The 23,882-nt window shown below is 43.3% G+C and carries 18 protein-coding genes; 5 read left to right on the top strand and 13 right to left on the bottom strand.

Going from position 1 to position 23,882, the window contains the following annotated elements:
- Positions 1–13: 13 nt before the first annotated feature.
- The 12 genes from ACT3CD_RS01080 to ilvD all read right to left on the bottom strand — a co-directional run bounded on the left by ACT3CD_RS01080 (position 14) and on the right by ilvD (position 15,357).
- Positions 14–769 (bottom strand): UDP-2,3-diacylglucosamine diphosphatase, encoded by a 756-nt coding sequence (locus tag ACT3CD_RS01080; protein ID WP_444642099.1) that lies wholly within the window; start codon positions 767–769, stop codon positions 14–16.
- A gap of 451 nt (positions 770–1,220) precedes the next feature.
- A complete protein-coding gene (locus tag ACT3CD_RS01075) occupies positions 1,221–2,381 on the bottom strand; it encodes a thioredoxin-like domain-containing protein (RefSeq protein ID WP_444642097.1) in 1,161 nt (386 codons plus the stop codon).
- Between the two features lie 53 nt (positions 2,382–2,434).
- Positions 2,435–3,514 carry a hypothetical protein gene (locus ACT3CD_RS01070; protein WP_444642096.1) on the bottom strand — a complete coding sequence of 360 codons (1,080 nt, stop codon included), beginning with the start codon at positions 3,512–3,514 and terminating at the stop codon, positions 2,435–2,437.
- Between the two features lie 86 nt (positions 3,515–3,600).
- Complete coding sequence (leuB, locus tag ACT3CD_RS01065) at positions 3,601–4,668, bottom strand: 3-isopropylmalate dehydrogenase (protein WP_444642094.1); 1,068 nt, start codon at positions 4,666–4,668, stop codon at positions 3,601–3,603.
- 16 nt (positions 4,669–4,684) lie between these two features.
- Complete coding sequence (locus tag ACT3CD_RS01060; RefSeq protein WP_444642092.1) at positions 4,685–6,226, bottom strand: alpha-isopropylmalate synthase regulatory domain-containing protein; 1,542 nt, start codon at positions 6,224–6,226, stop codon at positions 4,685–4,687.
- Positions 6,227–6,304: 78 nt separating this feature from the next.
- The gene (gene leuD, locus ACT3CD_RS01055) at positions 6,305–6,895 is read right to left on the bottom strand and encodes a 3-isopropylmalate dehydratase small subunit (protein ID WP_444642091.1); all 591 of its coding nucleotides are present in this window, start codon (positions 6,893–6,895) and stop codon (positions 6,305–6,307) included.
- A gap of 54 nt (positions 6,896–6,949) precedes the next feature.
- The gene (leuC, locus tag ACT3CD_RS01050) at positions 6,950–8,350 is read right to left on the bottom strand and encodes a 3-isopropylmalate dehydratase large subunit (protein WP_444642089.1); all 1,401 of its coding nucleotides are present in this window, start codon (positions 8,348–8,350) and stop codon (positions 6,950–6,952) included.
- Positions 8,351–8,467: 117 nt separating this feature from the next.
- Positions 8,468–9,967 carry a 2-isopropylmalate synthase gene (locus tag ACT3CD_RS01045; protein ID WP_444642087.1) on the bottom strand — a complete coding sequence of 500 codons (1,500 nt, stop codon included), beginning with the start codon at positions 9,965–9,967 and terminating at the stop codon, positions 8,468–8,470.
- 112 nt (positions 9,968–10,079) lie between these two features.
- On the bottom strand, positions 10,080–11,126 hold the full coding sequence (gene ilvC, locus ACT3CD_RS01040; RefSeq protein WP_444642085.1) for a ketol-acid reductoisomerase: 1,047 nt from the start codon (positions 11,124–11,126) through the stop codon (positions 10,080–10,082).
- A 34-nt stretch (positions 11,127–11,160) separates the two neighbouring features.
- Complete coding sequence (gene ilvN / locus ACT3CD_RS01035; RefSeq protein WP_444642084.1) at positions 11,161–11,709, bottom strand: acetolactate synthase small subunit; 549 nt, start codon at positions 11,707–11,709, stop codon at positions 11,161–11,163.
- Positions 11,710–11,748: 39 nt separating this feature from the next.
- Positions 11,749–13,482: a biosynthetic-type acetolactate synthase large subunit gene (gene ilvB / locus ACT3CD_RS01030; RefSeq protein ID WP_444642083.1), complete on the bottom strand. Its 1,734-nt coding sequence runs from the start codon at positions 13,480–13,482 to the stop codon at positions 11,749–11,751.
- A gap of 33 nt (positions 13,483–13,515) precedes the next feature.
- Positions 13,516–15,357: a dihydroxy-acid dehydratase gene (gene ilvD, locus ACT3CD_RS01025; RefSeq protein WP_444642082.1), complete on the bottom strand. Its 1,842-nt coding sequence runs from the start codon at positions 15,355–15,357 to the stop codon at positions 13,516–13,518.
- A gap of 468 nt (positions 15,358–15,825) precedes the next feature.
- Here ilvD and ACT3CD_RS01020 point away from each other — a divergent pair, with 468 nt between their 5' ends.
- The 3 genes from ACT3CD_RS01020 to ACT3CD_RS01010 all read left to right on the top strand — a co-directional run bounded on the left by ACT3CD_RS01020 (position 15,826) and on the right by ACT3CD_RS01010 (position 21,053).
- A complete protein-coding gene (locus ACT3CD_RS01020; RefSeq protein ID WP_444642081.1) occupies positions 15,826–16,047 on the top strand; it encodes a T9SS type A sorting domain-containing protein in 222 nt (73 codons plus the stop codon).
- Positions 16,048–16,306: 259 nt separating this feature from the next.
- Positions 16,307–19,144 (top strand): LamG-like jellyroll fold domain-containing protein, encoded by a 2,838-nt coding sequence (locus ACT3CD_RS01015; protein ID WP_444642080.1) that lies wholly within the window; start codon positions 16,307–16,309, stop codon positions 19,142–19,144.
- A gap of 229 nt (positions 19,145–19,373) precedes the next feature.
- Entirely contained in the window at positions 19,374–21,053 is a 1,680-nt protein-coding gene (locus ACT3CD_RS01010; protein WP_444642079.1) for a glycoside hydrolase family 28 protein, read from the top strand.
- A 377-nt stretch (positions 21,054–21,430) separates the two neighbouring features.
- Here ACT3CD_RS01010 and ACT3CD_RS01005 read toward each other — a convergent pair whose 3' ends face one another.
- The gene (locus ACT3CD_RS01005; RefSeq protein ID WP_444642078.1) at positions 21,431–22,219 is read right to left on the bottom strand and encodes a carboxypeptidase-like regulatory domain-containing protein; all 789 of its coding nucleotides are present in this window, start codon (positions 22,217–22,219) and stop codon (positions 21,431–21,433) included.
- Positions 22,220–22,415: 196 nt separating this feature from the next.
- Here ACT3CD_RS01005 and ACT3CD_RS01000 point away from each other — a divergent pair, with 196 nt between their 5' ends.
- Both ACT3CD_RS01000 and ACT3CD_RS00995 read left to right on the top strand, forming a co-directional pair.
- The gene (locus tag ACT3CD_RS01000; RefSeq protein WP_444642077.1) at positions 22,416–23,222 is read left to right on the top strand and encodes a 2,3,4,5-tetrahydropyridine-2,6-dicarboxylate N-succinyltransferase; all 807 of its coding nucleotides are present in this window, start codon (positions 22,416–22,418) and stop codon (positions 23,220–23,222) included.
- Positions 23,223–23,304: 82 nt separating this feature from the next.
- Positions 23,305–23,877 carry an L-threonylcarbamoyladenylate synthase gene (locus tag ACT3CD_RS00995; RefSeq protein ID WP_444642076.1) on the top strand — a complete coding sequence of 191 codons (573 nt, stop codon included), beginning with the start codon at positions 23,305–23,307 and terminating at the stop codon, positions 23,875–23,877.
- The last annotated feature ends 5 nt before the right edge of the window (positions 23,878–23,882 follow it).

Here is a 23,882-nt window from a genome sequence, read left to right as displayed (position 1 = left end):
TCAAGAATCGTTTCTACTCTTTGAAAAATTTGAGCTCAAAATCTGAGCCATCCCATTCCCCATACGAAAAATGTTTGACCCAGTCGCCCAGATAAATAAATCGTGTTGTATTATTTAATGCTAAATTTTTAACCACGTGTCGGTGGCCAAAAATGAAATAATCGTAATGAGTTTTCTCAAGTTGTTCTTTGGCCCAAAGAACCAACCATTCCTTATCTTCCCCCTTAAAAACAGCGCCGTCGCTGTTCTGATTCTTCTCCCGGCTTTTACGTGACCAAAAGGTAGCCAACCAAATCCCAAAATCGGGGTGGATATGCCTGAATAACCATTGGGCAAAAGGATTTGTAAAGACAGATTTCAAACGATTGTAGGATTTTTCGTAAGGCGTTAACCCATCGCCATGAGCGATCAAAAACTTCTTGCCATCAATATCCGTAATTAACGGTTTATGGTGCACTATAACACCTGTCTCGGCCGGCAAATAATCAAACACCCAGATATCATGATTCCCGGTAAAGAAATGAACCGGAATACCGGCATCGGTCAACTCACATAATTTGCCCAAAAACCGGACGTGCCCTTTTGGCACCGCTTTTTTATACTCAAACCAGAAGTCAAAAATATCACCCACCAAATAAACCTCACGCGCCGTATCCTTAATAGAATCCAACCATCGAACAAGCCGTTGTTCATGCGCACGGGCATCTTTAATTGTAGGAGCTCCCAAATGAGCGTCGGAAGCAAAATATATCTTCTTTTCTAAGACCAAATCAAACTATTTATAAAAGCAAAAGGTCATTCCTTTTAATAACCGACAAATATATCTGTTTTTAAGGATATTTTCCAAACATAACCAACAGAATCCGCCCTCAACCAATTGAACGTATTTATTTAATTTTCAGAGAACAATGCATCAAATATGTAAAACAAAAGTTCATTACATTCTCATTGAAAATAAATCATTTCACATCATAAAGTCTTTAAAGCTGGGATACAAACCATTGAGTATTGCAGATCAAATTAGTTAAGAGGCTGAAGCGAAGAATGCAACCATGTTGAAATCTTCAAACTAAAAACACCTCTTGCAAATCCAAATTTATAACCCCGACCTCTAAAATGAACATCTTGAGAAAAAAGTCTGCACCTTTCCTGCAAGCACTACTTAATTGTTGAACTCTTCACAAAGATCAATTATTCAAAGAAACTATGACATTTTTTTCTTAAAGAATATCCTTCAATTTATTCTCCAACCGCGAACCGAATAAATTCTTTCCAATAATTTCACCCTTTCGATCGATCAAATAGTTGGCAGGAATCTGCTGAATATTGTACAAACGGGCTGCTTCTGAGCTGGTATACTGTAATTCAGTTACATTAATCCAGGGCAATCCCGTTTTAACAATTGCATTCTCCCACAACACTTTACTTCGCTCCAGTCCCACCTGATAAACTTCAAACCCTCTATCGCTATATTTTTTATAGATACTTTTCAACTGCTCATTTTCGCGTAACGACGCCTTGTCCCACGAAGCCCAAAAGGATAACAAGACCACTTTCCCCTTTAAAGATGCCAGAGACACCTCATTTCCATTACGATCGGGAATAGAAATATCAGGTAAATTAGAGGCTTCAGCATTATTCATAATATCAAGGATACGTGCCCTTCGTTCTTCAGCTTTTGCACTAAGCACCATATTATAAAGCTGACGAACACGTGGTGACTCGGGATAAAACAAATTCAGGCTGGTTGCCAAAGCGGAGAAATAAACCTGATCATTTTTATTACGCACATTCATTATTGGAGAACCATCCGATAAATTTAAAAACAAAGCGTAATAACCGGCGAACGAGCGTGGAGATTCCAGTATCTTCTGTCCGGTTTTTTGCTTGTATTGCGCTATAGTTTCTGCCAGTTGCTTGTTTATGGTATCCACTTGCATCAACTTCTGATCATCAGACAAATGAGAATACACTTTAATGAGGCTATCAACCGAATTACGAAGATGAATAACACCCAGACTGTAATTCTTCACCAGCGCAGAACCTTCAGAATTATTAACACGATAACCTGTAACAAACTGATTTTTGTCGGCTGTTACTTCAATGTGTTCGGTTGAATCACCTAACAAAGTGATGTAATTGTCAGACGAAAGACTCAACTTAAAAAATGCCGGCGATAACAGTGCTTCCTGTTTAAAGCGAAACGATCCGTTCTTTTTTACAATGGTACTGTCGAGCACCACATCGCCTCCCAGATCCATGCGGGAGAAGAAAAGCGTATCACCAACAGCATTGTCAATGCTTCCCTGTACAATAAAACGGTTGTTGTTGCCGCAGCTCAATAGCAGAGCCGCCAAAATAACGGAGATGAAATACCTCATGATAATAACAATATTGAAGTTTAGCAGTAATGGTAAAAAATCCTAAAGATAAGTTATTTTTTCACTAATTGTTCCAGCACCGCCCCAAGCTGACTATTCCAAACATCGCGGGCTATAATAACCCCGGAAGTATCAATCACAAAATTAGACGGCAGTTGAATAAGCCCTAAATCATTGGTCATTCTGACACGGTCATTCTCTTTAATTTTCCAGCTGCTATAATCCCACCCTTTGGGTGACAATGCAGAAATGGTATCAAAAAGAATACGCACAGAGACCAGACTGTCGTTGCGATTCGAAATAAAAGAGGGGCCCTTTTGTCGGCTCGCATCCGATATCTCCAGATAGGCCATCTGGCCCCTTAAATCTGAAAAATTCAGACTATCGTTAATAGGTAAATCAGGAAACAAGGCGCCAGGTACCAATCGTTGCCGGCTATAAAGCACCTTTTTCAAATTCTCGGTTTTCCGAAGGAAATGTTTCACTTCCGTTAAATAAGAATAAGGCTGTAATGCATGAGTCACAGAGACAAACAAAACACTATCGGCGATTAAATGGTAAAGATGCCGGTTCCCGGCAGTTTGCAATAATGCATACATTTGTGACAAAGGATGGCCATTTTGCGGGAACACCAACGCATGATAGTTCTGATCAATAGAATCTAATTTATGATGAAGAAGTGCTACCCTGGCTCTATTGGGAATCCAGTTAGAATCTACCGTTGCAACAATTTCACTTTCAAGTGCCTGACGCCAGCTAACAGCCAGTTTATCGATGTGCAAAAAACCATCGGAAGGCACTGGTCCATTAACAGATAGTAGTTCCGGGAAATTGAAATATTGACCATCCAATACGACGGGTTCAATCCCGTCCAAAACAACAATGGCACTTTGTCCAGTATATTTCGACAACTTATAGAGACCTGGAATCACTGTATCAGGACGCCATTGAAACTCGCCAACATGATTTATCAACAGCGTATCGTTAACCAATAAGGAATCAGAAACCGATTGTAAAATTATCCGGTTACCTTCTCCACCCCATAAAATACCTGACAACGGAGGTGTTTCTGTTCGGCTTCCGCAAGCCGTAAGCAACAATAAAAACACAAAAGCCTGTAAAAGACGAATCATAATCATCATGTTAATAATACAAATATAACAGGCTTAAAATAAAAAAACCCGACAGATACAAAAAACCTGCCGGGATGAGACCGATATTAATTGTTAGCAACATAATCCGTGAGCCAGTCACCCACTTCAGAAGTCTTATAACTTTTACCGTCACCGGCAATATCTTCAGTGACGACACCAGCTTCGAGAGAAGCCGTTACGGCTTTTCGTATTAGCGCCCCTTCGTCGGTCAAATTAAAGGCATACTCAAACATCATTGCCGCCGAAAGCACTGTAGCTATTGGATTCGCAATGTTTTTACCGGCAGCCTGAGGATATGATCCATGGATTGGCTCAAACACACTGGTATGCAAACCAATTGACGCAGAAGGCAAAAGGCCCAAAGAACCGGTAATAACAGAAGCTTCGTCGGTTAAAATATCTCCAAACATATTTTCAGTGACCATTACATCAAAACTTTTAGGCCATTGAATGATGCGCATAGCAGCATTATCCACAAACATATATTCGGTTTCCACTTCAGGATATTGAGGGGCCATTTCCTGTGCTATCTGGCGCCACAAGCGAGAACTCTCAAGTACATTGGCTTTATCGACCACCGTCAGTTTTTTTCGGCGCTTCATAGCATATTCAAACCCCAACTTCAGTATACGCTCAATTTCATCGCGGTGATACACGCAATTATCATACGCCATATTACCATCTTCACTTCGACCTTTTTCGCCAAAGTAAATGCCGCCGGTCAGCTCACGGATACACATAAAATTAGCCCCTTTCACCAGGTCCTGACGCAATGGTGATTTGTGGAGCAATGACTCAAACGTCTCAACGGGGCGCAGATTGGCATACAAACCCAACTGTTTACGCATACGCAACAACCCCTGCTCGGGCCGCACTTTGGCTGTCGGATCATTGTCGAATTTCGGGTCGCCAATGGCACCAAACAAAACGGCATCACTATCCATACAAAGCTGGTGCGTCGCAGCGGGATAAGGATCGCCCACCTTATCGATGGCACATGCCCCGGTAATAGCATGTTTGTATTGTAACTCATGACCAAATTTGACACAAACGGCTTTGGTCACCTTCAAGGCCTGCTCAATAATTTCAGGGCCGATACCATCACCGGCCAAAACTGCTATATTTAGCTTCATTTTGCTATGTTTTAAACTATTTTTTTATTTTGAAATCGCTGTTCTCGACGATATTAAGCATTTTCAACGTCGCCTTAATAGCGGCTTCAGTCTGGTCGGCATCCAAACCACGTGTTTTAAATTCATAATCGTTACTTTTCCAGGTAATAACCGTTTCGACCAACGCATCGGTCTTACCGCCGGGAGGAATAGAAACCCAATAGTCAGCGAGTACCGGATGCGTTTTATCCAATCGCTCATAAATTTTCCACAGGGCTTTCATAAAAGCATCGTACTGGCCATCACCGACGGCTGTCTCAGCATAAATATTTTTATTGATCTGAATTTTAATGCTCGCCAACGGCCGCATGCCACGCACCAAATTCAAACTATAATTCAGCAATTTTATATTTTCTTTGGCATCGCCTGTTTTTAAGACGTCGGAAATGATATAAGGCAAATCTTCGGCTGACACCGACTCTTTTTTATCACCCAATTCAATAACGCGCTGGGTCACTTTTTTCAAATCAGTGGCATTAAGTTCTATGCCCAGCTCCTGAAGATTTTTTAAGATGTTTGCTTTACCGGATGTTTTACCCAATGCGTATTGTCTAACCCGGCCAAAACGTTCGGGCATCAACTCATTAAAATAAAGGTTGTCCTTATTATCGCCGTCGGCATGAACGCCACTACATTGTGTAAACACATATTCGCCAGTGAGCGGCTTATTGGCAGGAATACGAATACTGCTAAACGATTCTACCATCCGCGACACATGAGTGAGACTATGCTCATTTAAAGTATTGTTAATCTTGAGATGATCATTCATCATACCCAACACACTGGCCATAGGCGCATTCCCGGCCCTCTCACCCAACCCATTAACGGTGGTATGCACACCTCTCACACCCGCTCTGACAGCCATATATGCATTGGCCACCGAAAAATCATAATCGTTATGGGCGTGAAAATCAAAATGAACATGAGGATACCGATCGGTCATTGCTTTACAAAACGTAAAGGTCTGATCAGGATTTAAAATACCCAAAGTATCGGGTAACATAATTCTTTTAACATTGGCTTTACTGAGGTAATCAACCATGTAATAAACATAATCGATGGAGCTCAACATACCATTGGACCAATCCTCCAGATATACATTAACGATAATGTCACGCCTGGCGGCCTCATCAATCACAAACTGAATCTCCGCCAAATGTTCATCGGGTGTTTTTCGCAATTGCCCTTCCAAATGTTTTAAAGAACCTTTGGTCAGCAAATTGAGGACCCTACCGCCCGCTTCGGTTATCCAGTCGAGCGAAACCGTCTGATCAACAAAACCCAAAATCTCAATCTTTTCAAGATGATTATTTTTCTGAGCCCATTCTGTAATTCTTTTAACGGATCTGAATTCCCCGTCGGACACACGAGCGGAAGCCACTTCAATACGATTTACTTTCAGCTCATCCAACAAAAGTCTGGCAATGGCCAATTTTTCAGACTCACTAAAAGAGACGCCTGTGGTTTGTTCACCGTCCCGCAAGGTGGTGTCCATTACTTCAATGGTGTTCTTCATCATGATATAAGAATTTCAAACGAAATTTATGGCAATAACCCCGAAGTCTGTATGCTCCGGGATTACGAACCATTATGAAGCTCAGGCATTAACTTCCCAGGCTTCAATTTTATTTTTAATGCTTAACAGATAATCAATATCGTCGTATCCGTTAATCAAGCATTCCTTTTTATAAGGCGTGATATCAAAGTCTTCGGAAAGATTTAAAGACGGAATGCTAATTGTCTGAGCTTCCAAATCCACTTTAACTTTAACAGCCGGATTGGCTTCGATGGCTTCAAATAATTTAGCCAAAAACTGATCGGAAACCTGAACGGGCAACAAACCGTTGTTAAGGGCATTATTCTTGAAGATATCGGCAAAAAAGCTGGATACTACCACTCTGAATCCATATCCGTAGATAGCCCAGGCGGCATGTTCGCGACTGGAGCCGCTACCAAAATTTTTACCACCTACCAGTATGGCTCCCGAATAAGTTGACTGATTCAGAATAAAATCCGGTTTTGGCTTTCCATTCTTATCGTACCGCCAGTCGCAAAACAAGTTATCGCCAAACCCTTCACGGGTGGTAGCTTTCAGAAAACGGGCCGGGATGATCTGGTCGGTGTCAACATTCTCGATCGGCAATGGAACGCAACTCGATTCGAGTGTAACAAATTTATCTATTGGCATATTTCTTATTCTTTTTGAAAAATGAATCATTCAAGTAATTAAAACCATCTGCCGCTAAAGCATCGACCGGGGGTCGGTGATTACGCCTTTAATAGCCGTTGCAGCAGCCGTAAGAGGACTGGCCAGCATTGTACGAGCGCCGGGGCCCTGTCGGCCCTCAAAATTTCGGTTAGACGTAGAAACAGCGTACTTACCTTCCGGAATTTTGTCGTCGTTCATGGCCAAACAAGCCGAACAGCCGGGCTGACGCAAATAAAAACCGGCTTCTTCGAGAACTTCCCGCAAACCTTCTTCTTCAGCTTGTTTTTCAACTTGCTTACTACCCGGAACAATCCATGCCGTAATATTATCCGCTTTCTTTTTGCCTTTAACAAATTGGGCAAACAAGCGCAAATCCTCAATACGACCATTGGTACAACTCCCCACAAAAACATAATCCACTTTCTTCCCAATCATGGCATCACCGGCGTCGAAGCCCATATAAGCCAACGATTTTTTGAAAGTTGTCTGAGTCGCAGCTTCAATATCCTTCACTTCCGGAATATGATGAGAAACGCCAATGCCCATACCGGGATTGGTTCCATAGGTAATCATGGGTTCAATATCTTCCGCTTTGAAAGTTAACTCCTTGTCGAAAACAGCATCGGCATCAGATGGCAACTGTTTCCATTCGGCCACTTTCTTATCCCATTCTGTTCCTTTGGGAGCAAACTCACGTCCTTTTACATATTCAATGGTAGTGTCGTCAGGCGCAATCATGCCACCCCTGGCTCCCATCTCAATACTCATATTACAAATGGTCATACGTCCTTCCATCGACAGGCTACGAATAGCAGAGCCGGCAAATTCGACAAAATAACCAGTGGCACCACCCGTTGAAATCTGTGAGATAATATAAAGAACAATATCTTTAGCTAACACCCCTTTTTTCAGTTGACCTTCAACACTGATACGCATGGTTTTAGGGCGGGTCTGCATCAGACATTGTGTTGCCAGGACCATTTCAACCTCGCTGGTACCAATACCAAAAGCGATACTGCCAAAAGCACCATGCGTAGAGGTGTGACTGTCTCCGCAAACAATGGTCATACCGGGTTGGGTAATGCCCAGTTCCGGTCCGATAACATGCACAATACCATTATACGGATGATTCAGCCCATACATCTGTACGCCATAGGCTTCGCAATTTTCTTTCAACTTGTTAACCTGAAAACGGCTTAATTCATCATGGATAGGGAGGTGTTGCTCCATGGTAGGAATATTATGGTCGGGCGTCGCTACGGTTTTATCAGGGCGTCGCACCTTAATCCCTCTCGCCTTCAACCCACCAAAAGCCTGCGGGCTGGTTACTTCATGAACCAAATGACGATCAATATACAATACACTGGGACCTCCTGCCACGTTGTCCACAACGTGTTTTTCCCAGATTTTGTCGAAAAGTGTTTTTCCAGCCAATGTATTCTAATTTTAATGATTATTTCTATACTATCTTTTAACGCCAGGATTAAAACAGACTCCACCAATTCTCCTATAATGACAATCGTCCCGGGCCTGTCTTTGAATGGCTTTTCATTACAATATTTTGCTCAATGCATCCAAAAAGGCTTCCACCGAAGCGGTGACAATATCGGTATGAGCCGCAAAACCATAATAAATATGGCCCTGATGCTCCACTTGTACATGTACCTTACCAAGGTCGTCGCTACCGCGGGTAATAGCCTGAATAAGAAACTCTTCCAATCGCACACGCCGTTTTGTCAAAGCTTTAACAGCCGTAAAAGCGGCATCGATAGGTCCGTTACCCGAAGCCGTTTCGGTAAACACATCGCCATTAAAACTGACCTGAACAGTTGCAGTGGGAATAATAGACAAACCACACATAACCTGCAATGAAACCAACTTGAGCGACTGCTTATCCGTTTTATGTTCATGACCAATCAAAATTTCCAGATCCTCATCGGTGATATCTTTCTTCCGGTCGGCCAAATCGAGAAACTTATTATATGTGCTGTCCAGTTGCGAAGGTTCCAATTCATAGCCCAAAACGCTCAAACGATGCTTAAGAGCAGCACGTCCGCTGCGGGCAGTAAGAACGATGGATGATTCTTTAACCCCAACATCAACAGGATCAATTATTTCGTAATTCTCACGACTCTTCAGTACGCCATCCTGATGAATGCCCGAAGAATGAGCAAAAGCATTACGACCAACAATAGCCTTGTTTGGCTGGATAGGCATACGCATCAGTGTAGACACCAAACCGGAAGTCTTCATGATTTGTTTGGAATCGATACCCGTTTCCAATGCCAGATCGTGATGACATTTAAGCGTCATAACCACTTCTTCGAGCGAGGTATTTCCGGCGCGTTCGCCAATGCCATTCATAGTCACCTCAACCTGGCGGGCGCCATTGATGATTCCTGAAATAGTATTGGCGGTAGCCATACCTAAATCGTTATGACAATGAGTTGAAATAATGGCTTTATCGATATTGGGTACATTATTAACCAGATAAGCAATTTTTTCACCATACTCGGCCGGCAAACAATAACCGGTTGTATCGGGAATGTTGACAACAGTAGCCCCTGCTTTTATAACCGCTTCGATAACTCTGGCCAGATATTCATTATCAGACCGGCCGGCATCTTCGGCATAAAATTCAACATCCTCAACAAATTTTTTAGCATATTTCACCGCTTCAACAGCCCTTTCGATAATGGCCTCAGGGTTTGAGTTGAGTTTACTGAAAATATGATATGGCGACGTTCCTATACCGGTATGAATGCGGCCACGTTTAGCAAACTTAAGGGCATCAGCGGCCACTTCAATATCCTTTTTAACGGCACGGGTTAAAGCACAAATAGTAGGATTGGATACGGCTTTTGATATTTCGACGACCGAGTTAAAATCACCCGGACTGGAGACCGGAAATCCGGCTTCAATGACGTCCACACCCAGTTTTTCCAACTGACGAGCCACTTCAATTTTTTCAATGGTATTCAGCTGACATCCGGGTACCTGCTCGCCATCGCGTAAGGTGGTGTCAAAAATATAGACTTTGTTGTTGCTCATATTTGTCTCTTTTAGTCCGGATACCCGGATAAAATTGGTAAGAAAAAGTGATGCAAAAAATCAAAAGGTGTAAGAGATCCCAAAGGTGTATGCCCTCAGGATCTCTAAAAAATTATTGATTTTCGGGACGCAGCTTACGCACGGCAACACCGGCCTGCCACATTTCCGAATCACGTAATTCTTTGAGTTCAGCATCCAGTTTCACACGATAATCAGACTGACTATTGGAATCAATGGAACGCTGAGCTTCATTTCCCTTGGCCACTTCGCTATACAGCTCCGTAAATACAGGAAGAGAAGCATCACGGAATTTCTTCCACCAGTCCAAAGCACCACGCTGAGCGGTGGTTGAACAGTTGGCATACATCCAATCCATACCGTTTTCAGCCACTAAAGGCATCAAACTTTGGGTCAACTCTTCAATGGTTTCATTAAAAGCTTCGGAAGGGGTATGTCCGTTCTTACGTAACACCTCGTATTGTGCAGCAAAAATACCCTGAATAGCGCCCATAAGAGTACCACGTTCACCGGTAAGATCGCTGTAAACTTCTCTTTTAAATGTTGTTTCAAACAAATAACCACTACCAACACCAATACCTAAAGCAATAACGCGTTCTTTGGCTTTACCCGTGGCATCCTGAAAAATAGCATAGCTTGAATTTAACCCGCGACCTTGCAAGAACATACGACGAAGGCTGGTTCCTGAACCTTTGGGGGCAATCAGGATCACATCCACATCGGCGGGAGGAACAATACCAGTACGCTCCTTATAGGTAATACCAAAGCCATGAGAGAAATACAGTGCTTTGCCGGGCTTCAGATATTTCTGAACGGTAGGCCATACAGAGATCTGACCAGCATCAGACAATAAATATTGAATAATAGTTCCTTTGTCGAGCGCCTCTTCAATGGGGAAGAGTGTTTTTCCCGGCACCCAGCCGTCGGCAACGGCCTTGTCCCATGATTTTGAATCTTTACGCTGGCCAACAATAACGTTAAAGCCATTGTCTTTCAGGTTCAGCGACTGGCCAGGGCCTTGCACGCCGTAACCAATAACAGCAATCACTTCATCTTTCAGCACCTCGCGTGCTTTTTCCAAAGGAAACTCTTCCCTGGTAACTACATTTTCTTCGGTACCACCGAAATTAATTTTTGCCATAACTATGATTAATTAAATATGATAAGCTAATCTATTAATTCAATTCTGATTGTTCCTCACTAATTTTGCGTAGGTATGAATCCAGAAATTCCGTTTTAGCTTTGGTAATTGCAATACGGCCTGAACGTGTAAATTGAGAAACGCCAAACTTATCCAGTTTCTCAAATAATTCCTGTGTTTCACCCTTGTGCCCTGTTTTTTCAATCACGGCATATTCCTTTGTCACTTCAAGTATGCGTGCGCCATATTTCCGAACCAGTTGTTCTATTTCGTTGCCATTGAGCAACGATTCGGCATTTACCTTATAAAGCGCAACCTCCTGATGAATAATCTCATCGATAGTATAAAAATAAACTTTAATGACATCGATTTTCTTCTCAATCTGGCCGGCAACCTTTTCAATTTCATCGCGGGTGCTATAAGTTTCAATGGTAAACTTATGAATACCGGCAATAGCCGATTCGGAGGTTGTAAGGCTTTCTATATTAAGATGGCGTCGCGTAAAAACGTTGGTAATCTGACTGAGCAGCCCCACACGGTTTTCCGAAAATACGGTAAGTGTGAATTCTTCCTTCATTTTCATAGTTTTAACTGTTTAAAACGATTATTCCAATGTGCATTTCTACTCAAGTCGAATATCAGATACCGAAGCACCCGAGGGTACCATTGGAAAAACGTTGCCTTCTTTCTCCACTACAACTTCCAACAAATAAGGGCCATCGTGGTCAATCATTTTTTGAATGGCCTCATCAAGTTGTTCTCTTTCGGTTACTTTTTGAGCCTCAATATAATATCCTTTGGCAATCGTTTGAAAATCCGGATTTATCAATTCGGTAGAAGCATACCGCTTGTCGAAAAATAACTCTTGCCACTGACGTACCATCCCGAGGAAATTATTGTTAAGCAACACAATTTTAACCGGGATTTCGGTCTGGAAGATTGTTCCCAATTCCTGAATGGTCATCTGAAAACCACCATCGCCTACAAACAAACAAACCGGACGGTCGGGGGCTCCAAGCTTAGCACCCATGGCAGCGGGCAGACCAAATCCCATGGTTCCCAATCCACCGGATGTAACAACACTCCTGCTCTGTTTAAACTTGAAATAACGACATCCAACCATTTGATGCTGTCCCACATCGGTTACCATAATGGCATCGTCATCAAAGGCGTCCGACACTCTGTTAACAACTTCACCCATTGTTAATCCGGGCTTTTCGGGATGTAATTCTCTGGCAATAATACGATCATTTTCAATGCGGTCGCAAGCCCTGAACTCAGCCAGCCATTCGTCGTGTTTAGCCGCATTCACTTTTTGTGTCAACATGGGTAACGAATCCTTCACACTACCCAGAACCGGCACATCGGCATGCACATTTTTATTTATTTCCGACGCATCAATTTCCAGGTGAATAATTTTAGCATTTGTAGCGTACGCCTTAAGATCACCGGTCACACGATCATCAAAACGCATACCTATTGCAATGATCAGATCTGCTTCGTTGGTTTTAATGTTAGGGCCATAATTACCATGCATTCCCAACATTCCAACATTTAACGGATGTGATGTGGGCAAAGCCGACAGGCCTAACAAAGTCCATGCAAAAGGAATTCCGGTTTTTTCGAGAAACGCCTTAAGCTCGAGTTCTGCATTTCCTAAAATAACCCCTTGACCAACCAGGGCCAAAGGCTTCTTCGACAAATTAATCAGTTGAGCTGCGGCTTCAATATGTTTAATGTTCACCTCCGGCACCGGCACGTAGCTTCTGATAAATTTAACCGGCTCATAAGCAAAATCAAAGGTGGCAAATTGCGCATCTTTGGTAATGTCGAGCAATACCGGACCCGGACGTCCTGTACGGGCAATATAAAAAGCCCTGGCTATAGCATAAGGAATATCTTCCGCTTTTTTAACCTGATAATTCCACTTGGTAATAGGCTGGGTAACGCCAACCACATCCGTTTCCTGAAAAGCGTCAGTTCCCAACAACGTTGAAACCACCTGACCGCTGATAACCACCAAAGGTGTTGAGTCAATCATCGCATCAGCAATACCTGTAACGGCATTGGTGGCCCCGGGGCCTGACGTGACAATGGCTACACCAACTTCCCCGGTGACACGGGCAAAGCCCTGTGCGGCGTGAACAGCTCCTTGTTCATGACGGACCAACACATGGTGAAGTTTATTCTTATAGTCATAGAGGGCATCATAAACCGGCATAATAGCGCCACCGGGATACCCAAAAATAGTCTTCACCCCTTCTTTCAGAAGAGATTGAACAACGGCATCTGAACCTGTTGTACGAATGGTCTGCGTGCTCGTTTCTTTCATAACTGTTTGAAATTGTGTTTCCATGGCATTTCTGCTTTACTGGGATTACTCTCTAAATCATTTCTGCTCACCGGGCAGGATCCGAACGGCACCTTTATCGGCCGATGTAACCATGCTGGCGTAGGCCCTTAACGCTTTGGAAACCATCCGCTCCCGTTGTTGAGGTTTAAATGCTGCAACGCCTTTCGCCTCTTCGGCACGTCGTCGTTTGGCCAGTTCGTCATCACTAACGATAACATTAATCGTTCGTTCAGGAATATCAATAACCACTTTATCGCCCGTTTTTACCAGAGCGATAGCGCCACCTGCAGCTGCTTCGGGCGACACATGACCAATCGAAAGGCCCGATGTGCCACCTGAAAAACGCCCGTCGGTAACCAAAGCACACTTCTCACCCAAATGACGCGATTTAATATAAGAGGTTGGGTAAAGCATCTCCTGCATACCGGGTCCGCCTTTGGGTCCTTCATATTTTATAAACACCACATCGCCGGCCTGTACTTCACCTGAAAGGATTCCATCACAGGCAGCGTCCTGCGATTCATAAACCGCCGCCTTGCCTTCAAAATGGAAAATAGATGCATCCACACCTGCCGTTTTAACGATACAACCGTCTTTTGCTATATTTCCATATAACACGGCCAATCCACCATCTTTAAAATAAGCCTGCTCAACAGAACGGATACAGCCCTCATTACGGTCAAGATCAAGGCTGCCGTACATTGCCTTTTGGGAGGCCAGTTTAAGATTCACAAAACCACCCGGCGCGCTCTGATAAATCTCCTTATTTTTAGAATCAATATTTTCATTCATAACATCATAAGCCGAAATGGCTTCGCCCAATGATGGAAAATCAACACGCCCAACCGAAGTGTCAACCAAACCACCCCTGTCTAACTCGGCTAAGATGCCCAAAATACCGCCGGCACGATTAACATCCTCAACATGATACTGACTGCTTGGAGCCACTTTACACAACACCGGTATTTTTCGTGACAGCTGGTCAATATCTTTCATGGTAAAATCGACTTCAGCTTCGTGGGCTATAGCTAACAAATGTAACACCGTATTGGTTGACCCGCCCATGGCAATATCAAGTGTCATGGCGTTCATGAAAGCATTTTTGGTAGCAATATTACGAGGAAGTACCGAAGTGTCGCCATCCTGATAATAGCGATAAGCCATTTTAACAATCATATTGGCAGCATCTTCAAACAACTTACGCCGATTAACATGAGTTGCCACAATGGTTCCGTTTCCCGGAAGTGCCAGTCCCAAAGCTTCGTTCAGGCAATTCATTGAGTTAGCCGTGAACATTCCTGAGCACGAACCGCAGGTAGGACAAGCATTTTGTTCAACCGCCAGGACATCCTCATCAGACACATTATCATCGGCAGCCATGACCATCGAGTCCACCAGGTCGAGCGCCTTGTCACCATGCCGGCCGGCTTCCATGGGCCCACCAGAAACAAAAACCACCGGGATATTGAGCCGCATGGCGGCCATCAACATACCCGGTGTTATCTTATCGCAGTTGCTAATACAGATCATGGCATCGGCGCGGTGTGCATTAACCATGTACTCAACACTGTCGGCTATCAGATCGCGCGAAGGCAATGAGTACAGCATGCCGTCGTGCCCCATGGCGATGCCATCATCAATGGCAATGGTATTAAACTCCGCCGCAAAACAGCCTTGCTGCTCAATCATTCTTTTAACATCCTGACCAATTTGGTGTAAATGCGCATGCCCGGGAACAAATTGAGTAAATGAATTGACCACGGCAATTAATGGCCGGCCCATTTGTTCATCCTTCATACCATTGGCACGCCATAAACTGCGGGCTCCGGCCATTCGGCGGCCCTGTGTAGTAGTATTACTCCTCAATGGAATTTTCATAACCTGGTATATTTTATTCCCCTTACAGGGATGTTTTAATACGTTTAAACGTTTTTGTTCAAAGATCAACGATTCTATTAAGCAAAAACCCCTCTCACCGTTGAAGTGAGAGGGGTTTTAAATATTTTTTTATAAACTTTTTACATACCTATCTCACTTCTCTATTGGTTGACCACGAGAATAATAATGACATTGAGAAGTAGAGACACAAAAAGTTTCATAATAACTACAATTTTATAGAGCTGTAATAGCTTTGCGAACCGTTTTTAAATCGTTGTTTATAATTGTTCTTTGCAAATGTATGAATTTTGTCATAAATGCAAATGGTTTTACAATAAAAAGTTTCGTTTTTCTTTCATTTTATATTGAAAAGCCCTCAAATCCTTACAAAAAAGGAGCGAGTGGTACTAATTATTCGTTCATTAATTGCATAAATATGCATAAATATGTAACAATAATTCACCAATCTTGTTCAATCAGAATTGTAGATGGTGTGAATTTACAATACTAACGGGAACTCAAAAGGTTGTTTCTGTGGAGGTATATAATCCCATCGGACAATTGGTATTCAGCCAGCCGGTTTACAATAACAACATACCAGTATCTTTAAACAACAGAGAGTCCGGACTGTATCTAATTAAAATTTCGACCGGCGAAGAGGTTATTGTTAAAAAGATAATTGTAGAATAAGGTAAAAGTCAGACACTAACCAGACCTTCAGTTAAGAACGGTCATAAAATTTAAAAGACTTAAAAACCTGCTGTTATTATAATTAACTGATAGTCAGAATTTGGCTTAAGCTTAAAACAACCCGTCATATTATATTAAACAAACAGTCAAATCCTGACTATCAGATTTAAGCCAAACACGAACATGTTGCTTCATATTCCCGCAACAAATTATAATTATCTTGCAGTAAAATGTTCGTTTCATTTCTAATGTCATCATTATGAGAAAGATTCTTTTATTATTCCTGCTATTGCTTACGGTAGCTTCATCTTTTGGACAACAACTGGCCTTTCCCGGCGCCGTTGGCTTCGGTCGGTACGCCACAGGTGGGCGAAACGGAACTGTATATAAGGTCACCAATTTGAATGATAATGGCCCCGGCTCGCTGCGGGAAGCCGTTAGCCAACCCAACAGAATTGTAGTCTTTGAAGTCGCCGGAATCATTAATATTGAAAGCAGACTCATTTTCTCAAAAAACCTGACCATTGCGGGGCAAACAGCACCTGGTGAAGGCATTGTTGTTTACGGTAATGGCGTTTCATTCTCTGGCGCCAACAATATCATTGTCCGAAATATGGCATTCCGAATGGGCATAGGTGGCGACAGCGGAAAAGATGCAGCCGGCATTGCCAATGGTTCAAATATGATATTTGATCATGTTTCAGTAACATGGGGACGCGATGAAACATTCTCTGTCAGCTGGGATAATAAAGGCACCGAACCAACCAATATTACCATTCAAAATTCAATTATTGGGCAAGGTTTATTAAGCCATTCGGCCGGAGGATTGGTTCAAACCAATGGCGGCGTTTCTCTGATTCGCAACCTGTATATTGACAATCACACCCGAAATCCGAAAGTAAAAGGACTGAACCAGTTTGTTAACAATGTCGTTTACAACTGGGGCGGAGGCGGTTGCTACATTTTAGGCGATTCAGAAGGAACTTCATGGGCTACCATCGTTAACAACTACTTTATAAATGGCCCCAGCGCTAGCAGCACCCCTTATTCCAGAGCCAATGAAAATTTTCAGCTTTACGCCCGCGGAAATTATCACGATTCAAACAAAAACGGGTTGCTGGATGGCGTATTGTCAATACAACCGGACTACGGACCTGCATTTTGGGTTGAAAGCCCGGACTACTGGGACGAAATTCCTGAATCGGATGTCAATAAAATACCCCAAAAGCACCCCGATATCCCGATACTTATGACGGCCAACGAAGCATACAGTTGGATTGTTGACAGCGTCGGCAAAATACTGCCTGCCCGTGACGAAGTAGACACCTATCTCATTAACCAGTTAACATCATTGGGAACCCTGGGTGCTACAATCAGTTCCGAAAATGAGCTGCCAACCAATGGCCCGGGAAAAATATACCGGGGCCCGGTATTAACAGATTCAGATAACGATGGCATCCCTGACGAATGGGAAGTTATACTTGGCACAAACAGTGCGGTTGACGATGCCATGATAGCCGGTGAAGATGGCTATACCAACATTGAACGATACATCAACAGCATCTCAACAGCTACCCCATTTCTTAAATACCCCGTGGCTATCACAGCCAAAGCCTTAACAACCTCCTCAATTACACTTAAATGGGATGACGAAGAGACTGAAACGCATGAAATTATCATAGAAATAAGTGACGACAATACCGCATTTACTGAAGTAGCCCGCATTGACCAAACATCAGATTCGTACAAAACTGAAAACCTGCAAAGCGGCACCACCTATTATTTCAGATTAAAATCAGTCGGCAGTACCAAAACATCGGCTTATTCAGACGTATACAGTATTGCAACACAAGGCGAGGCAACAGCCCCTTTCACAAGTGTTAACCCCATACCCGCCGATAGTGAGCCGAAGGTAAATTACCGCAATCTGACCTTAGAATGGACCAATAATACAAACGTTTTGGGAGGCGCGTTATATTTTAATGTTTACATGGGATTATCACAGGATGACCTCTCTTTGCTCGCAGAGAATATCGCAGGCCGGTCTTTGTTGGTTGAATCGCTTGACCCGGGCACAACCTACTACTGGCAGGTTAAAGCCACCAATGTACTGGGAGAATCGTTGAGTGATATCTGGCACTTTACAACCGCCGAAATGGTTGAAAGGGAGTTGCTGTTACACCTCCCGTTTGATGAAACATCAGGAACCGGGGCCGTTGACCTTATAACAAACAACATGGCCGAATCAGTTGGTTTTACCCCGCAATGGGCGAGCGGCAAAATTGCAAATGCCATCTATTTCCCCGGCACACCAACAGCCTCATATCTGCGCTTTCCGCACAATGAAAACATCTGGCTCAACGATCAATCGTTCACCATTACTTTATGGTTTAAATCGCCCGGCAATATAGCCGACTCATATCTCTTTCATAAAGGGATGCACGACGCCGTAAATGGTGGTAACGGCAAATGGATAGGAATACAGTACAAATCAAATATCCTGACCTTTGCCATCGATGACAATGCGAACAAATCAAATCTGGATATTGCCAATGCCAATCAATGGTTTAACGATGAATGGCACCATCTGGCCTGTGTCAGAAACAAAGATGATAACAAACTGCTGGTTTATATTGACGGAATGCCGGTTGGTTCAAGATCAGATATCACAACCGGCGGCGTTGGCGTGACCACCGACCTGATACTGGGAAATTGTGATGGCTATTATAACACCCCATTCCCGGGAAATATGGATGATGTGCGCATATACAGCTCCGCTCTGTCTTCCGATGAAATTCATGATCTGCATGCCGGAACGGCCACTTCAATCATAAACCCGGTTACTGACAAAAGCAACATTTCGCTGTTTCCGAACCCTTTTAGCGATTTCGTCTACATCGCTATCGGCCCTGCTATTACCCAAAGTAAAGCAACAGTGCAGATATACGATTTAGCCGGCAGTCTGGTATTTGACAAAACTTGTAGCATCACAAACAATCAAATTGTGCTGAAACACTTACATCAGTTGCCGCGTGGTCTATACACCTGCGTGGTTAAACTGGACAATAATGTATTTACAGTTAAAATTTTACATTAAAACGTTTTTTGATTCTGCTGTGCGTCATACTATCGACCCGAAAAATCAGGCAGACAACAAATAAATACAGTCATCTATACTCAGATAATAATTGGAGCATTATAACAATATTTCAGACCTGGTGAGACCACAAATATGATGAAACGAGTCATGAGTAATTATTTCACACACAAGAGGATCATTAAATTCGGCGAGTTCCATCTGACCTTAACAAACGCATTGTAAACACATGAAAATACTAAAAATATATTTATATCTTCTTTTACCCTTTATAGTGTCGGGATGCGCATCCTCCACCTCCGACAATCAGTATGCCTACAAAGATTATTATAAAGGTCTGCCCTTTAACATGCCGATTCTCTCCCCGCCCCAATTTCCTGATTTCGTGGTCTCGATAACGGAAGTGGGAGGAATCGGTGACGGCCGTCATACAAATACCAAAGCCTTTGAAAAAGCAATGACAACTTTGGCCGATAAAGGTGGCGGTACGCTATTTGTCGCTTCCGGGATATGGCTCACAGGACCAATCACATTCAGAAGCAACGTCAATCTGTATCTGGATAAAGGGGCTTTAATTCTGTTCAGTCGTAATTTTAATGAGTATCCTTTGGTTGAAACAATATTCGAAGGGCTCGATACCCGACGCTGCCAGTCACCTATTTCAGGACGGAATTTGGAAAATATAGCCATTACCGGCTATGGCACTATTGATGGATCAGGCGATGCGTGGCGGCCTGTTAAAAAACAAAATGTAACTGAAAGCCAATGGAATAGTTTTATTGCGCGCGGCGGCGTGTTCAAACGCAGCGACTATTGGTTCCCCACAGCAAAAGCGCTGAGAGGCGACACCGTCAGCGATATGAATGTACCACGGCACTTACAAAGCGAAGAAGAATGGCTGTCGGTAAAAGACTTCCTCCGTCCGGTAATGATCAGCTTTATTGAGTGCAAAAACATATTTCTTCACGGGGTTACCTTCTCCAACTCACCCAGCTGGAATCTACATCCGCTAATGTGCGAAAACATCATTATTGACAACATCAAAGTTCGTAATCCCTCCTATGCCCAAAATGGCGATGGTCTTGATTTGGAATCGTGCAAAAACACCATCGTTGTTAACAGTAGTTTCGATGTGGGTGACGACGGAATCTGTATTAAATCCGGCAAAAATGAGGACGGACGAAAAAGAGCCCGGCCGACTGAAAATGTCATCATCGATAATTGCATCGTGTTTAAGGGCCATGGCGGATTTGTTGTCGGCAGCGAAATGTCAGGCGGCGTGCGTAATATTTTGGTCCGTAACTGCCAATTTCTGGGCACTGATGCGGGAATTCGTTTCAAAAGCCGACGTGGCCGCGGCGGGGTTGTGGAAAATATTTTCGTGGAAAATATTACCATGAATGATATTACAACCGACTCATTCCTATTCAACCTTTATTACGACGGCAAATCAGCAACCGAAGTATTGGCCGACGGAAATGCCAGTGCCATATTGGAAAAGGATATTCCACCAGTCTCAGACCAAACACCTGAATTCCGAAATCTTCACTTCAAAAACATCACCTCTGCAAACACACGCAGAGCCATGCTTTTTAACGGTCTGCCCGAAATGAATATCAGAAATATACACCTTGAGAACATTCGCATATCCGCAAAGTTGGGTGCCGAATTTGCCGAGTCAAAAAATATTGTGCTCAAAAATGTAGCTGTTTATCCCCTGGAAGGACCTGCCTTCACTTTTCATAATGTTAAGAACCTAAATACAAAAGGATTAAGCTATCCCGACACCCTTCGGCATGTAGCCCTGATTAAAGGCAACAGAAACGATGCCATTTGGAGCCTCCATAAAGAACTGGGCTCCCACAGAATTCTTCAATTGGAAGAATTTGACCCATCAGTTGACCAATAAACGATTTTAACTGAAACAATCTACAAACACAAATAAAACGAGACGGGCATCCTGTTTCAACGTCATCAGGACTTCGTTGGCGTGACATCAGGACTTCGTTGAAGCGAGATCAAGACTTCGTTGAAGCGAGATCAGGACTTCGCCGTAGCGAGATCAGGACTTCGCCGTAGCGAGATCAAGACTTCGCTGAAACGAGATCAAGACTTCGCTGTAACGAGATCAAGACTTCGCCGCAACGAGATCAAGACTTCGCTGAAGCGAGATCAAGACTTCGCCGAAACGAGATCAAGACTTCGCCGAAACGAGATCAGGACTTCGCTCAAACGAGATCAGGACTTAAAAAAAATGATTGACAATACAGAGCTGTGCATTTCCGCCTATTCCTTCTTCAGTTTCTCATACTCTTCAAGCAGAGCTTCAATTTTACGTGTAGCGGAAGTTCCGGTATCGGCGGGCGATATTTTAAGATGGATATTACAATAAATAAGAAATGCTTCCAACATCTCATCTTTATAACCTGAAACGGCAGCTATCACGTCACGCCCGGCAACAGCTTCCCGGTGATCCCATTGAATTTCCTGCGTTCTGGCCTTAGTGAGATGACGTAATGATTTTTCTCTTTTACTAAATAAACTGTAAGCAGCACTTACAGGACTGGCAACGGCTGATAATACAGTAGGCTTTCCCACTAAAGGGCGCTCATTGGGAGGTAATTTACTCATTCGTGAACCAAAGTTGCCAGGAAGATTTAACTGAATCAACTCCTCTTCGGGCAGATGCTTCTGAAAAATTAACGGGTCAAAAATGCCATTGTAACCTTTAACAGTCACCTCCTTAATGGCATACGAATGTTGTCTTAAAAAAACCGCTATATTTTTCGTTGAGTCTACCTTCAAATCAATCACACGTACCGTAACCGGCTCAAAGCCCAAAGCTGTAAATTTTAAACTATCGTTTTGTGGTACGGTAATGCTGAACCGGCCTTCGTCGTTGGCAATAAACATCACAACGCGACTGTAGCTGGCAATGGTGGCATGCGGGATGATGGCCTTAGAGGACTCGGCCCGGATTACGCCGGTTACCTTAACAAGCGAATCCTGCTGACTGTGAACCAACAAAGGATATTGTATCATTAATAACGCAAAAAGAATTTTGATTTGATTCATAAGTTAGTCACCATCGCTTGTTAAACACTTTGAACAACTAAATTAGTAATGTCAAATAATGAACCAACTCAACCTAAACCGGTCCATTTTATGATTTGTTAACAATATGAGGACCAATAATTTTAGCCATTGCATCACGAATCCACTATTTTTACAAATCGAAACAAAAGTCATCAAATTAACCTAATATATAAAAATGAGAGATATTATAGAACAGGCATGGGATGACCATGCTCTCCTGGAAAAGAAAGAGACACAGGAAGCCATCCGTACAGTCATTGAGCAACTCGACAAAGGTATTATTCGTGTTGCCGAGCCCGATGGCAACGAATGGAAAGTGAACGAATGGATTAAAAAAGCCGTCATTTTGTATTTTCCTCTGCAACAAATGGAAACCATAGAAGTAGGCCCCTTCGAATTCCATGATAAAATGGCGCTGAAACACAACTATAAAGAACTGGGTGTCCGGGTGGTACCACATGCTGTAGCACGCTATGGCGCCTATATCGCACGCGGGGTGGTTATGATGCCCTCTTATATTAATATCGGCGCGTATGTTGATTCGGGCACCATGGTCGACACCTGGGCCACCGTGGGCAGTTGCGCACAGGTAGGTAAAGGCGTTCATCTGAGTGGCGGCGTAGGGGTTGGCGGCGTTCTGGAACCCATACAGGCAGCACCGGTAATTATTGAAGACCATGCCTTTATCGGCTCACGTTGTATTGTGGTCGAAGGCTGTCACGTAGGCTCCGAAGCCGTGCTGGGCGCAGGCGTAGTCCTCACCGGCTCCACAAAAATCATCGATGTTACGGGTAACGAACCGGTTATCTACAAAGGTTATGTACCACCACGTTCGGTTGTTATTCCGGGTAGCTATACCAAAGAATTCCCGGCCGGATCGTATCAGGTACCCGCCGCCTTAATCATCGGACAACGCAAAGAATCAACCAACAAAAAAACATCGTTGAACAATGCGCTGCGCGATTTCGACGTCGCTGTATAATTTTCTGAATATAAGGTAGAATAAATACTTGCAGGCAAAAGGTGGAAGCACTATTTTTGCCTGCATTCTTTATTATGACAGAATGGAAAAAAGATACGAAGCACCGGATTTAAAGTCAGCAGTAACCGCGCTTAAAGAAGGCGGCAAAGTTTTACTGCCGCTGGACACCGGATGGTGTCTGGCCACAACGCCACAGAGCGAAGAAGCTGCCAAAGACCTCTTTTTTCTAAGCAAAAAAACACCCGGCTCAAACATCGTTCTTTTAACGGATAACGTTAACCGACTCACCTATTATTTTGAAGAGATACCCGATTTAGCCTTCGATTTAATGGAGATGAGCGAGAAACCATTAACCATCATCCTGAATAAAGCCCGTAGAGTACCCGACCTGTTAATACAAGAAAAACAACTGGCCATTCGTTATTATCAGGATCCCTTTTTCTCGGCGTTATGCACCCGCCTCCGACAACCATTATTAATTATTACAGCCGGCAGTAATGGCCAAATGGCAAACCATACGGATGAAATTGATGAAACCATTCAATCTTCGGCCGGCTACACGGCTTTATACAGCCAGGATGAGCGTTTAAACAGCCGGGCTCCCGGTGTTCTTCAACTGGGGCCCAACGGAGAAATAACAATCATTAAAGAATAACCATC

Source organism: Geofilum sp. OHC36d9 (assembly GCF_052400685.1).
GTDB lineage: Bacteria > Bacteroidota > Bacteroidia > Bacteroidales > Marinilabiliaceae > CAZHHH01.
The sequence above is the reverse complement of the archived record's forward strand: the minus strand, read 5'-3'. Positions and strand labels throughout refer to the sequence as shown.

Excerpts from the sequence above, each read along its gene's own strand:
- ACT3CD_RS01075 (WP_444642097.1), bottom strand. The coding sequence starts at position 2,381 with ATGAGGTATTTCATCTCCGTTATTTTGGCGGCTCTGCTATTGAGCTGC.
- ACT3CD_RS01070 (WP_444642096.1), bottom strand. The coding sequence starts at position 3,514 with ATGATTCGTCTTTTACAGGCTTTTGTGTTTTTATTGTTGCTTACGGCT.
- leuB (WP_444642094.1), bottom strand. The coding sequence starts at position 4,668 with ATGAAGCTAAATATAGCAGTTTTGGCCGGTGATGGTATCGGCCCTGAA.
- ACT3CD_RS01060 (WP_444642092.1), bottom strand. The coding sequence starts at position 6,226 with ATGATGAAGAACACCATTGAAGTAATGGACACCACCTTGCGGGACGGT.
- leuD (WP_444642091.1), bottom strand. The coding sequence starts at position 6,895 with ATGCCAATAGATAAATTTGTTACACTCGAATCGAGTTGCGTTCCATTG.
- ACT3CD_RS01045 (WP_444642087.1), bottom strand. The coding sequence starts at position 9,967 with ATGAGCAACAACAAAGTCTATATTTTTGACACCACCTTACGCGATGGC.
- ilvC (WP_444642085.1), bottom strand. The coding sequence starts at position 11,126 with ATGGCAAAAATTAATTTCGGTGGTACCGAAGAAAATGTAGTTACCAGG.
- ilvN (WP_444642084.1), bottom strand. The coding sequence starts at position 11,709 with ATGAAAATGAAGGAAGAATTCACACTTACCGTATTTTCGGAAAACCGT.
- ilvB (WP_444642083.1), bottom strand. The coding sequence starts at position 13,482 with ATGGAAACACAATTTCAAACAGTTATGAAAGAAACGAGCACGCAGACC.
- ilvD (WP_444642082.1), bottom strand. The coding sequence starts at position 15,357 with ATGAAAATTCCATTGAGGAGTAATACTACTACACAGGGCCGCCGAATG.
- ACT3CD_RS01015 (WP_444642080.1), top strand. The coding sequence starts at position 16,307 with ATGAGAAAGATTCTTTTATTATTCCTGCTATTGCTTACGGTAGCTTCA.
- ACT3CD_RS01010 (WP_444642079.1), top strand. The coding sequence starts at position 19,374 with ATGAAAATACTAAAAATATATTTATATCTTCTTTTACCCTTTATAGTG.
- ACT3CD_RS01005 (WP_444642078.1), bottom strand. The coding sequence starts at position 22,219 with ATGAATCAAATCAAAATTCTTTTTGCGTTATTAATGATACAATATCCT.
- ACT3CD_RS01000 (WP_444642077.1), top strand. The coding sequence starts at position 22,416 with ATGAGAGATATTATAGAACAGGCATGGGATGACCATGCTCTCCTGGAA.
- ACT3CD_RS00995 (WP_444642076.1), top strand. The coding sequence starts at position 23,305 with ATGGAAAAAAGATACGAAGCACCGGATTTAAAGTCAGCAGTAACCGCG.